The 11601-nt window shown below is 70.4% G+C and carries 11 protein-coding genes; 6 read left to right on the forward strand and 5 right to left on the reverse strand.

Annotated elements, in window-relative coordinates:
- Positions 1-1070 precede the first annotated feature (1070 nt).
- The 3 genes from ychF to VGN50_RS11640 are packed head-to-tail and all read right to left on the reverse strand — an operon-like array spanning position 1071 to position 3988.
- The gene (ychF, locus tag VGN50_RS11630) at positions 1071-2156 is read right to left on the reverse strand and encodes a redox-regulated ATPase YchF (RefSeq protein WP_327444948.1); all 1086 of its coding nucleotides are present in this window, start codon (positions 2154-2156) and stop codon (positions 1071-1073) included.
- Between the two features lie 12 nt (positions 2157-2168).
- Positions 2169-3017: a thioesterase family protein gene (locus VGN50_RS11635; RefSeq protein WP_327444949.1), complete on the reverse strand. Its 849-nt coding sequence runs from the start codon at positions 3015-3017 to the stop codon at positions 2169-2171.
- A gap of 56 nt (positions 3018-3073) precedes the next feature.
- Complete coding sequence (locus VGN50_RS11640; protein ID WP_327444950.1) at positions 3074-3988, reverse strand: NUDIX hydrolase; 915 nt, start codon at positions 3986-3988, stop codon at positions 3074-3076.
- A gap of 53 nt (positions 3989-4041) precedes the next feature.
- Between VGN50_RS11640 and VGN50_RS11645 the strand changes: the two genes are divergently transcribed.
- Positions 4042-5262 (forward strand): DNA recombination protein RmuC, encoded by a 1221-nt coding sequence (locus tag VGN50_RS11645; RefSeq protein WP_327444951.1) that lies wholly within the window; start codon positions 4042-4044, stop codon positions 5260-5262.
- Between the two features lie 7 nt (positions 5263-5269).
- On the opposite strand, the gene VGN50_RS11650 is transcribed toward VGN50_RS11645, so the two are convergent.
- On the reverse strand, positions 5270-6283 hold the full coding sequence (locus VGN50_RS11650; RefSeq protein ID WP_327444952.1) for a 4-hydroxy-3-methylbut-2-enyl diphosphate reductase: 1014 nt from the start codon (positions 6281-6283) through the stop codon (positions 5270-5272).
- A 79-nt stretch (positions 6284-6362) separates the two neighbouring features.
- Here VGN50_RS11650 and xseA point away from each other — a divergent pair, with 79 nt between their 5' ends.
- Both xseA and VGN50_RS11660 read left to right on the forward strand, forming a co-directional pair.
- Positions 6363-7613: an exodeoxyribonuclease VII large subunit gene (gene xseA / locus VGN50_RS11655; protein WP_327444953.1), complete on the forward strand. Its 1251-nt coding sequence runs from the start codon at positions 6363-6365 to the stop codon at positions 7611-7613.
- Between the two features lie 10 nt (positions 7614-7623).
- Positions 7624-7878 carry an exodeoxyribonuclease VII small subunit gene (locus tag VGN50_RS11660; RefSeq protein ID WP_327444954.1) on the forward strand — a complete coding sequence of 85 codons (255 nt, stop codon included), beginning with the start codon at positions 7624-7626 and terminating at the stop codon, positions 7876-7878.
- 15 nt (positions 7879-7893) lie between these two features.
- Here VGN50_RS11660 and VGN50_RS11665 read toward each other — a convergent pair whose 3' ends face one another.
- The gene (locus tag VGN50_RS11665; RefSeq protein ID WP_327444955.1) at positions 7894-8451 is read right to left on the reverse strand and encodes a DUF4245 domain-containing protein; all 558 of its coding nucleotides are present in this window, start codon (positions 8449-8451) and stop codon (positions 7894-7896) included.
- A gap of 111 nt (positions 8452-8562) precedes the next feature.
- Between VGN50_RS11665 and glpX the strand changes: the two genes are divergently transcribed.
- The 3 genes from glpX to VGN50_RS11680 all read left to right on the forward strand — a co-directional run.
- Entirely contained in the window at positions 8563-9612 is a 1050-nt protein-coding gene (gene glpX, locus VGN50_RS11670; protein WP_327444956.1) for a class II fructose-bisphosphatase, read from the forward strand.
- The gene (locus VGN50_RS11675) at positions 9609-10526 is read left to right on the forward strand and encodes a PfkB family carbohydrate kinase (RefSeq protein ID WP_327444957.1); all 918 of its coding nucleotides are present in this window, start codon (positions 9609-9611) and stop codon (positions 10524-10526) included. The genes glpX and VGN50_RS11675 overlap by 4 nt, the downstream gene beginning before the upstream one ends.
- A gap of 56 nt (positions 10527-10582) precedes the next feature.
- On the forward strand, positions 10583-11601 hold a 1019-nt coding region (locus tag VGN50_RS11680), incomplete at its 3' end, for a fumarate hydratase (RefSeq protein ID WP_327444958.1).

Below are 11601 nucleotides of genomic sequence, written 5' to 3' on the forward strand. Positions count from 1 at the left end.
GGTCCCGTCCGGCCAAACGGTCACGTACCCCGAAGACTTCGGATACACCACGGTCACGTTCAACACCACCGCCGAGACGCCCGAGGCGGGCACCCCACCGCGGCCCAGCACGCTCAGGTGCACCACACCACCCGACGGCACAGGACCCCGCCCACCCAGGCTGGATCGGGTGTCAAGCAACCGCGCCGGCGCCAACGAGGCGAACGCTCCCGCCGCCGACGGCTGCGCAGACGTGGCGGTCATGGTCGCAGGGGCCACCGCCGTAACACCTGAAGCCTGCGCCCCCACCGGAGCCAAACCCCCGCCCACCACCACACCGGCAGCCACCACACCGACCACGCGACGCGCAGCGCGAGTCAACCGGAACATTCAGATGCCCTTCTACCCTGACGAAACAAGCCCCAAGCCCGGCACGACGCCGACCCCACCCGCAGACTTTCCCTTGACCGCAAACAATGCGCACCCACCCGTGCAGACGTCGCGGGAAGCCCACTCAAAACCGGGAACCTAACAGCACTAAACCCCCATTCGCAGCAAAACCCCGATACACCTCAAATCGCGCCTATCATGCTGGGGACGGAAAGCCGGGCTCGGAGCCGGTCGCGTCAATTCGCCGCCTGCGGGGGGACACGCTGAGGACCTTGTGAGCCTGTTGCGCTCGGTCTATGCCTCCGCCGTGCTCGACCGCCTGGTCGCCTCGTCACCCGTGGTGCGGTTGTCCCTGCCGCCGACACATCGCGAGCGGGTAGTGCCACTGTCGGTGGAACAGGTCGTGGCCCTCTCCGAGGCGATGCCGCGACGTAACCGCGGCAGCTCGCACCCGGCCAATAGGTCCGGCAGCGCCCGAAGACTCGGCGCTCGACCAGGACGGCGCCTCTCCCCTGCGTGATGGCCGAAGCGTTATCGGTCGACCTCGCGGAGTTCGCGCCGGGTGCTCACGGCACGCCGTACCGGTATGAGTACTACGGGACGCGCATCCTCTCGGTGGCCGTCGCAACAGCCGGCCTACCCGCTTCAACCACTACCCACGACCTGCGTCAGGGTCGCCCGCCTGCGGTGATGGCGGTGTACTAGACGTTGAAGCGGAACTCCACTACGTCGCCGTCCGCCATCACGTACTCCTTGCCCTCCATGCGCACCTTGCCCGCCGCCTTGGCGGCCGCCATGGAACCCGCAGCCACCAGGTCGTCGAACGAGACGATCTCCGCCTTGATGAAACCCCGCTGGAAGTCGGTGTGGATCACCCCGGCGGCCTGCGGAGCCGTCCAGCCCTGCCCGATGGTCCAGGCCCGCGACTCCTTGGGGCCGGCGGTCAGGTAGGTCTGCAGGCCGAGGGTGTGGAAGCCAGTGCGCGCCAGCTGGTCCAGACCGGACTCGGTAGCCCCGAACGACTCCAGCAGCTCCATGGCCTCGGCCGGCTCCATGTCCATGAGGTCCATCTCGAGCTTGGCGTTGAGGAACACCGCGTCGGCGGGCGCCACGAGCTCACGCAGCGAGGCGTGCAGCTCGGCGTCGGAGAGCTGGTCCTCGTCGAGGTTGAACACGTAGATGAACGGCTTGGTCGTCAGCAGCCCCAGCCCCTTCGCCTCGGCGAGGTCGACCCCCGCAGCGGCGCCCGCGGCATACAGGGTGTGGCCCTCCTCGAGGACCTTCTGGGCGGCGACCGCGTTATCGAGCAGCGGCTTGGACTCCTTCTTGATCCGCGCTTCCTTCTCCAGGCGCGGGACAGCCTTCTCCAGGGTCTGGAGGTCGGCCAGGATCAGCTCGGTGTGGATGGTCTCGATGTCGGACGCCGGCGAGACCTTGCCGTCGACGTGGACGACGTCGCCGTCCTCGAAGGCTCGGACGACCTGACAGATCGCGTCGGCCTCGCGGATGTTCGCGAGGAACTTGTTGCCGAGCCCCTCCCCCACGGAGGCGCCCCGCACGATGCCGGCAATGTCGACGAACGACACCGTGGCGGGCAGGATGCGCTCGGATCCGAAGATCTCCGCGAGCGCCCCGAGGCGTGCGTCAGGCAGCGGGACCACCCCGACGTTGGGCTCGATCGTCGCGAACGGGTAGTTCGCGGCGAGGACGTTGTTCTTGGTCAGGGCGTTGAACATCGTGGACTTGCCGACATTGGGCAGCCCGACGATTCCGATAGTGAGAGCCACAAGGCCGACAGTCTACCGTTGCGGCGCAGAAGCCCTCGCCAGCTGACGGGACAGCGCGACCAGGCGTCCCTCGCTGTCCCACACCTCGGCGTCCTCCTCCATGAAGCCGCCGGTGAGCGTGCGGTTGGTGAGGCTGACCCGCAACCAGCCCGGCGCGGGGCGAGCCCGCACATGGGCCGTCAGCTCGAGCGTGGGCGTCCATCCGGGCAGGCCGAGCTCGAAGGCGACCGGCGGGAGCGCATCGACGGCCAACAGGAGCAGCAGTGGGTCCGGCTCGCGCCCGTCCGCCATCCGCAGCCAGCCGCGGATGACCCCATTGCCGGAGGGCCTCCCCATCGCCCAGCCGGTCGTCGCCGGGTCCAGGCGCAGGTCGAGGCGCTCGAGCAGGGACGCGTGCTTGAGGAAGCTCGGAGGGGCCTGGGCCGCGGCGAGACAGTCCTCCGGGGGCGGCAGCTGCGGTGGCACCGCAGTGGTGGTCACGTCGCCGTCGACTGCGGCCAGGTCGCCGTAGGTGGCGAGCACCCGGAACCGCTCGACCGGCTCACCGTCCTTGTCCTGGTACAGCGATGCCTGCCCGGTGGACACCGCGCGGCCACGTCGCACCACGGAGGTGCGGACGGTCGCCGGTCCCGGCTCCCCCGGCGTGAGGTAGTACGCGCTGATGGCGAGGGGGTCAGGGTGTCCGGGCCGGTCGCCCTCGGCGGCGAACTCCTGCGACAGCGCCCGTCCAGCGACCGCCAGCAGGAGGCCACCGTTGATACCGCCGCCGATCCGCCAGCCCTCACCGAGCTCCCCGTCGTAGGCCCCCGGCTCACCCTCGCGCGCCGTCACTGCCGAACCCGTATCGAACTCGCTGCTCACCGGGCCAGTCTGGCCTACGGGGTCCCAGCCAGGCGGCATACGTGGCCCGCCTCACCTCACAGCGCCGGGAGCCCGTCCTCGAGGTATGCCGTGGGGCCGGCGTGCGTGGACAGGAACGCGAGCAGCCGCTGGTTGTAGGGGGCGACGTGCCGCTCCCACTCCTCCTCGGCCGCGAAGTGGACGGCGCGAATCTCCCTGCGCTGCAGCGTGCTTCGTACCAGGAGTTCCTCGTCGGCGAAGCCGAGGTCGAAGACGAACACGGTGGCGTCCGCCCAACCGCGCCACGGAGGGAGCCAGTTGACCGCGAGCAGGCTGCGGACCTCGACATCGAGCCCCAGCTCCTCGCGTACCTCCCGCGTCACGCACTGGGCCGGCGACTCCAACGGGTCCACGACCCCTCCCGGGAGGTCCCACTCGGCCTTGTAGGTGAGCTCGCAGAGCAGGACTCGCCCGAAAGCGTCCCGCAGGACGCCCTGGGCTATCGCGCGCTTGGTCGGCAGCGAGGAGTTCAGCAGGGCGATGAAGCCCTCTCGGCTCTCCGGGGGGTGGTCGTCGCGCAGGCGAGCCAGGACCATCGTGTCGCGCCGGGCTCCTGCGGCCACCAGGGCACCGCGCGCAATGCCCTCCTTGAGCAGACCTGCCCGCAGCGCGGCCCGCACGCCGTCACGGTCGGCGTCCTCCACCCGGGCCTCGATGCGGTGCAGCCCGCGACACTCGAATCCCCAGGCGATCGCCAGCCGGAGCGCGCGTTCGACGACGCCCACGCCGCGGTACTCGGGAAGGACGGTCCACAGCAGGTCGCCGTCGCCCAGGCCGTCGTCGAGCAGCTCGACCCGTCCGACCTGCTCGCCCTGCCACCGCACGACGAAGGAGACTTCGTCGGCGTCGGCGTCGGCGTCGGCGTCACCGGCCATGGGCACGAGAGCGACGTCTCCGTCGCTCAGCACCAGCTCGTCGGGCTCTTCGGGCATGTCCAGACGCTATCGGGGACCGCCTGTCGGTGTCGGCTGGCATGGTCAGCGCCATGGAACTCGTCGTGACACTGCTCGTCGGTCTGCTGGTGGGTCTGGGCGTTGGCGCCTACGTGGGCCGCTGGGCGGCGTGGGCGTCCTCGGCCGCGTCGCTGGCTGCCGCCCGCACCGAGGCCGACGTGCTGCGCGAGCGGGTGGTCGACCTGGAGGCGGCCGTGGCCGACGACGCCCAGACCGCGGCGGCGCTGGCCCCTTTGCGTGAGGCGCTCGGCCGGGTCGAGCAGCAGGTGGGCGTCCTCGAGCGCGACCGCACCAGCCAGTTCGCCGCCCTCGAGACGACGATCGCGGCGGTGCGCGAGTCCACGACCGCGCTGGGGCGCCAGACCCAGTCGCTCGCCGGGTCGCTCAACTCCTCGACCGTCCGGGGCGCCTGGGGCGAGGTGCAGCTGCGCCGCGTGCTCGAGCACGCCGGGTTGCTGGCGCGGTGCGACTTCGACGAGCAGGTGAGCCGGGTGAGCCGGCATCAGCGGCAGGTGCGCCCTGACGTCGTCGTGAGACTGCCCGGCGACAAGTACCTCGTGGTCGACTCCAAGGCTCCGATGGGCGCCTTCCTCGCCGCACAGGCCGACGACCTGCCCGGCTCCGAGCGCACCCGGCTGCTGCGTGACCATGCCGCCTCGCTCAAGGCCCACGTGGTGTCGCTGGCGGCCAAGGACTACTGGTCGGCGTTCGAGAGCTCACCCGAGATGGTGGTGTGCTTCGTCCCCAGCGACGCCATGCTGGCTGCAGCGCTGGGCAGCGACCCTGCCCTGCACGAGGAGGCCATGGCCCGGCGCGTCGTCCTGGTCGGTCCTGGGTCCCTCCTGGCGCTGCTGCGGACCGTCGCGTTCACCTGGCAGCAGGACGCCCTGACGGCGCACGCCCAGGAGGTCATGCGGCTCGGTCGCGACCTCTACGAACGGCTGGGCACTTTGGGGTCGCACACCACCCGGATGGGCACCGCACTGCAGCGCTCGGTCGAGGCCTACAACCAGATGGTGGGGGCCCTGGAGTCCCGCGTGCTGGTCTCGGCCAGGCGGATGCACGAGGCCGGAGTGGTCGAACAGCCGCTGCCGGCACCCCAGCCGGTGGAGGTGGGCCCCCGAGTCCTGACGGCCATGGAGCTGATCGAGGCTGCGACCGCAGAGGAGGCTCGGCCGGAGCTCGATCTCCCGGCGGATAGGACCGTGCCTGCGACGCGCACCGGCCTTGGCCGCGCCGACGCGGCGAGCTAGGGCAGCCCTAGTGGAGCGAGCCGGCTTCCTCGAAGGCCGCGTCGTGGCGCATCTTGTCCGACAGCCCTCGCGCCTTGAGGTCCCTACGGATCTCGTTCGGCAGCGCGAAGAGCAGGCTCTCCTCCGCAGCCGTGACCGCCGCGACGTCCTCGTAGCCCCGCTGGGCGAGATAGGTCAGCACGTCCCTGACCAGCACCTCGGGGACGGACGCCCCAGAGGTCACGCCGACGGTCGACACCCCGTCGAGCCAGGACTCCTCAATCTCGTCGGCATAGTCCACGAGATGTCCGGCCCTGGCGCCGTGCTCCAGCGCGACCTCGACGAGACGCACGGAGTTCGAGGAGTTGCGAGAGCCGACCACGATCATCAGGTCGGTGTCGGGCGCCATCTGCTTCACCGCGAGCTGGCGGTTCTGGGTGGCGTAGCAGATGTCGTCACTCGGCGGGTCCTGCAGCGCAGGGAAGCGCTCGCGGAGCCGGCGCACGGTCTCCATGGTCTCGTCCACCGACAGCGTGGTCTGCGAGAGCCACACCACCTTGTCGGGGTCGCGCACCGTGACGTTCACCACGTCGTCGGGACCATCGACGAGGGTGATGTGCTCCGGCGCCTCCCCCGAGGTGCCGACGACCTCCTCGTGCCCCTCGTGGCCGATCAACAGGATGTCGTAGTCGTCGCTCGCGAACCGCACGGCCTCGCGGTGCACCTTGGTGACCAGGGGACACGTGGCGTCGATGGTCTTCAGGCTCAGCGCCTTGGCCTCCTCGTGCACGACCGGTGCCACGCCATGCGCCGAGAAGATCACCGTCGCGCCCTCGGGTACCTCGTCGGTCTCCTCCACGAACACCGCACCGCGCTTCTCCAGCGTCGTCACGACATGCTTGTTGTGCACGATCTCCTTGCGGACGTACACCGGAGGCCCATAGAGCTCCAGGGCCTTCTCCACCGTCACGACGGCTCGGTCGACGCCCGCGCAGTACCCCCGCGGAGCGGCCAGCAGCACGCGCTTGGTCGGCTCAGTCATGCCCCCATCGTAAGTTGCCCGGCAGTCCCGACCCAATCGGTGCTGCGAGCAGCCGGACCCGACCTCATAGAGTGAGCCCGTGAGCGGCCCCGACCAGCGATCCTCGCTACCCGAGCGGGCGGCCGACACGACCGCGGAGCAGCCGTGGCCGGTGCGCCTGCTCAGCATGAAGATCGCCGACTACGTCGAGAAGATGTCCGTCCTCTGGGTCGAGGGCCAGGTCGTCCAGCTGACCCGCCGCCCCGGTCAGCGCACGGCATACCTCACCCTGCGGGACCCGGATGTCGACATGTCGCTGTCCGTCGCGATCCAGACCAACGCACTGGACGCCATGGCCGCACCGCTGGCCCAGGGGGTCCGGGTGGTCCTGCAGGCCAAGCCGGTGTTCTGGACCCAGCGCGGCTCCCTCATGCTCGACGCTCGGCAGATCCGCCCGGTCGGCGTGGGTGAGCTCCTGGCCCGGGTCGAGCACCTCAAGCGGACCCTCGCCTCCGAAGGACTCTTCGATGCCGAACGCAAGCGCCCGCTGCCGTTCCTGCCCCGCACGGTCGGCCTCATCTGCGGGCGAGCGGGCGCCGCCGAGAAGGACGTCGTCGAGAACGCCCGCCGACGCTGGCCCACGGTGCGCTTCGCGATCCGCGAGGTGGCCGTGCAGGGCAGCAGTGCGGTGCAGGAGGTGATGGCGGCCCTCGACGAGCTCGACCGCATCGAGGACATCGACGTCATCGTCATCGCGCGGGGTGGGGGCTCGGTCGAGGACCTCCTGCCGTTCAGCAACGAGGCCCTGGTGCGAGCCGTCGCTGCCGCACGGACGCCGGTCGTCTCCGCGATCGGCCACGACGTCGACACTCCCCTGCTCGACCACGTCGCCGACTGGCGGGCCTCCACGCCGACGGATGCCGGCAAGGCCGTGGTGCCCGACGCGCGCGCCGAGCAGCGCGGCATCCGCCAGTCCCGGGACCGGGCTCGCCGCGCCCTGCGCTCGCGTGTCGAGGGTGAGCGCCGCCAGCTGGTGGCCATCCGGTCGCGTCCGGTGATGGCGCACCCGGGCGCCATGATCGAGGCTCGGCGCCAGGAGCTCGAGGCCCTGACCGACCGCGCCCACCGCCGCGCCCTGGCCACCGTGCATCGCGCGGCCGACCAGATCGGCCACCTGCGGGCGCAGGTCCGTTCGCTGTCCCCGCAGTCCACCCTGGAGCGGGGGTATGCCGTGGTGCAGCACCGCGACGGCCGCGTCGTCAGCGACCAGGCCGAGGTGGCAGTGGACGAGCTGCTGCGCATCCGAGTGGCACGTGGCGACTTCGCCGCCCGTGTCGTGGGCCTGCCCTAGGGTGGCAGCCATGGCGGTCTCCAAGCAGGTGTCGGAGCAGGTGTCGGAGCAGGGCGAGGACGCGACCACCGATGACGACGTGAGCAGCCTGTCCTACGAGCAGGCGCGCGACGAGCTGATCTCGATCGTCGCGGCCCTCGAGGGTGGCCAGCTGGGCCTCGAGGAGAGCATGCGCCTGTGGCGTCGCGGTGAGGCGCTCGCGGCGCACTGCAGCACCTGGCTCGACGGCGCCGAGGCGGCCCTCACCGAGGGCGACGAGACCTGACGAGACCGACGAGGGTCAGCTCTTGGGCACGGGTCGCAGCGACGCGGCGAAGGTCGACAGCTCCTGGAAGGTGCCCGTGCCCGTGACGATCGTCGTGAGCTGTCCGGGGGCAGTCGGCAGCGCGACGAGGCTGTTCTGGACCTTGCCGCCGCGGACGTAGGTCTTCCAGGTCCGGCCACCGACGACGAGCTGCCCGGTCACGCCGGCGCGGTTGGTCTGGGCGGCGATCCACTCGGCGTCGGGGTCCTTGGTCTGCTCGAGGGCCACGTAGTTGCCCGTCGGCGACTGATAACCGGCATGCCAGGTCATGTAGCCGCCGGTCGACCGCACGTAGCGCACGCTCGTGGCCTTCCAGCCGTCCGGCAGCCCCACCGGCCGGTCGATCGGCCACCCGCTCTCCTTGGCGATCTCCACCGAGGCATCGGTGACGTCGACCGGTGGCTGGGAGACGCTGTTCACGCGGGGCACGATCGCGATGAGCGCTGCGACGATGACCCCGACGACGAGCAGCGAACGCAACATGTTCGCGGCTGATCCGTTGGCGTAGGAACTGCGGGGTGCCGGGGTGCTCACCCCCCTATGGTCCCCGACGGATACCGCTGGGCGCCAACCGCCCCCGCCACCGATAGGCTCGGGGCCTCTGATCAGGCCACCTCACCCACCGAAGCGTGAAGGATCGACCGCATGTCCGAGCAGCACCTCCCCTCCTCCCTGCGCGTGGGAGTCGAGGCCCCCGACCGCAACCTCGCCCTCGAGCTCGTCCGCGTCACCGAGGCCGCCGCCATGGCCGGCGGTCGCTGGGTCGGCCGTGGCGACAAGAACGGCGCGGACGGAGCGGCCGTCGCGGCGATGCGCACGCTGATCTCCACGGTCTCCATGAAGGGCGTCGTCGTCATCGGCGAGGGCGAGAAGGACGACGCACCCATGCTCTTCAACGGCGAGGAGGTCGGGGACGGCAACGGCCCGGAGTGCGATGTCGCCGTCGACCCCATCGACGGCACCACGCTGACGGCCAAGGGGCAGTCCAACGCCGTGTCCGTTCTGGCGGTCGCCGACCGCGGCAGCATGTACGACCCCTCGGCCGTGTTCTACATGGACAAGCTCGTGACCGGGCCCGAGGCGGCCGACGTCGTCGACATCCGCCTGCCGGTCGCCGAGAACATCAAGCGGGTGGCCAAGGCCAAGCACCAGACCGTCGAGGACGTCACCGTCGTCATGCTCGACCGCCCACGTCACCAGAAGCTCGCCTCCGAGGTCCGGGACGCCGGGGCCCGCCTGCGCTTCATCTCCGACGGCGACGTCGCCGGGGCGATCATGGCGGCCCGCGACGACACCGGCATCGACCTGCTGCTGGGCATCGGCGGCACCCCGGAGGGCATCATCACGGCCTGCGCGATCAAGTGCACCGGCGGCGTGATCCAGGGGCGGCTCTGGCCCCAGGACGACGACGAGCGTCAGCGGGCGATCGACGCGGGGCACGACCTGGACCGGGTGCTCTCCACCGACGACCTGGTGCGCGGTGAGAACTGCTTCTTCGTCGCCACGGGCATCACCGACGGCGAGCTGCTTCGAGGCGTCCGCTACCGCGCCGGTGGCGTCACGACCCACTCGCTCGTCATGCGGTCCAAGTCGGGCACCATCCGGCTCATCGAGAGCCATCACCAGCTGTCCAAGCTGCGGGCCTACTCCTCCATCGACTTCGACCATGCGGACCCGTCGGGCGCGGCGTCGTGACCGGCCGCCTCCTGGTCGTGGGCGAGGCCCTGGTCGACATCGTCAGGGACTCCAACGGCGAGCAGTCCGAGCATGTCGGTGGCAGCCCCGCGAACGTCGCCGTCGGCCTGGCCCGCCTCGACCACCACGTCGACTTCGCCTGCTGCCTGGGGCGCGACGAGCGCGGCGAGCGCATCGCCGCCCACCTGCGGCGTCATGGCGTCACGGTCCTGCCCGAGAGCTTCGGCGACCGTTCCACCTCCACGGCCATGGCCTCGCTCGACAGCGACGGCGCCGCGACCTACGAGTTCGACCTGCACTGGGACCTGCCCCTGCTGACCCTGCCGGCGGGCACGGTCCATCTCCACACCGGCTCGATCGGCGCCGTCCTGCAGCCCGGCGCCCATCACGTCGGACAGGCCATCCGGGCGCTGCGCGAGACCGGCACCGTCTCCTACGACCCCAACATCCGCCCCGGCATCATGGGGTCGCTCGACGTGGTGCGCGCTCAGGTCGAGGAGCTCGTGGGGCTCAGTGACGTGGTGAAGGCCAGCGAGGACGACCTCGCCCTGCTGTATGCCGACGAGCCGGTCGAGCAGGTGATGGCCCGCTGGGTGGGGCTCGGGGCCGCGTTCACCGTGGTCACGCTGGGGGCCGACGGTGTGGTCTTCCGGGTGGCCGGCGACGAGACGACGGGGCGGGCGCCGACGAGGGCCGAGCGCGTCGTCGACACGGTCGGGGCGGGCGACTCGTTCATGGCCGGGCTGCTGTCCGGCCTGGCCGTCGCCGGTCTGCTGGGCGGACCCGCTGCACGCGCGGCTTTGCGGCAGGCGACACTGGAGGACGTCGAGCCCGCCGTGGCCCGCGGGTTGTCCACCAGCGGTGTCACCGTCGGCAGGGCCGGGGCGTACGCCCCCAGCCTCGACGAGCTCTAGACGCACCTCGGCACGAGCCCGTGAGCCTGCCCGAACGAAGGAGTACCAGGAGTTCCATGACCGACATCGACCGTGAGTCCGGTTTCGCCTACGAGGACCTGCTGCCGATCGGTCCGGACCAGACCCGGTACCGCCTCCTGTCGACCGACGGCGTGTCGACCGTCGAGGGCCCGGGCGGCCGGACCTTCCTCCAGGTCGACCCCGAGGCGCTGCGGCTCCTGACGGAGACGGCGATGCACGACATCGCCCACTACCTGCGCCCGGCCCATCTCACCCAGCTGCGGCGGATCATCGACGACCCGGATGCCTCCAACAACGACAAGTTCGTCGCGCTCGACCTGCTCAAGAACGCCAACATCGCGGCCGGTGGCGTGCTGCCGATGTGCCAGGACACGGGCACCGCCATTGTGATGGCGAAGAAAGCCGAAGGTGTCCTGACTGGCGGTCGCGACGAAGAAGCGCTGGCTCACGGCATCTACGACGCGTACACCAGGTTGAACCTGAGATACAGCCAGCTCGCCCCGCTCACCATGTGGGAGGAGCGAAACACCGGCTCCAATTTGCCCGCGCAGATCGAGGTCTATGCGACCCCGGCCCAGGCGGACCCGGAATACTCCTTTCTGTTCATGGCCAAGGGCGGCGGATCGGCGAACAAGTCGTTCCTCTTCCAGGAGACCAAGGCCCGGCTAAATCCGACCGCGATGCTCGAATTCCTCGACGAACGTCTGCGCGCGCTCGGTACGGCGGCGTGCCCGCCGTACCACTTGGCAATCGTGGTTGGCGGTACGTCGGCGGAGTACGCGCTCAAGGTCGCAAAGTACGCCTCCGCGAAGTACCTCGACGACCTCCCCACAACGGGATCGATGTCGGGGCACGCGTTCCGCGATCCGGAGCTGGAGGGTCAAGTTCTCGCAATGACCCGAAGTTTCGGAATCGGTGCGCAATTCGGTGGAAAGTACTTCTGCCACGACGTTCGCGTGGTCCGGCTTCCCAGGCACGGCGCCTCGTGCCCGGTCGCGATCGCTGTTTCCTGCTCTGCCGACCGGCAAGCGCTTGCCAAGATCACCGCAGGCGG

The organism is Pedococcus sp. (assembly GCF_036000045.1).
Taxonomy (GTDB): Bacteria; Actinomycetota; Actinomycetes; order Actinomycetales; family Dermatophilaceae; genus Pedococcus.

Coding starts and splice junctions, on each gene's coding strand:
- VGN50_RS11640 (WP_327444950.1), bottom strand. CDS start 3,988: ATGCCCGAAGAGCCCGACGAGCTGGTGCTGAGCGACGGAGACGTCGCT.
- VGN50_RS11645 (WP_327444951.1), top strand. CDS start 4,042: ATGGAACTCGTCGTGACACTGCTCGTCGGTCTGCTGGTGGGTCTGGGC.
- VGN50_RS11650 (WP_327444952.1), bottom strand. CDS start 6,283: ATGACTGAGCCGACCAAGCGCGTGCTGCTGGCCGCTCCGCGGGGGTAC.
- VGN50_RS11660 (WP_327444954.1), top strand. CDS start 7,624: ATGGCGGTCTCCAAGCAGGTGTCGGAGCAGGTGTCGGAGCAGGGCGAG.
- glpX (WP_327444956.1), top strand. CDS start 8,563: ATGTCCGAGCAGCACCTCCCCTCCTCCCTGCGCGTGGGAGTCGAGGCC.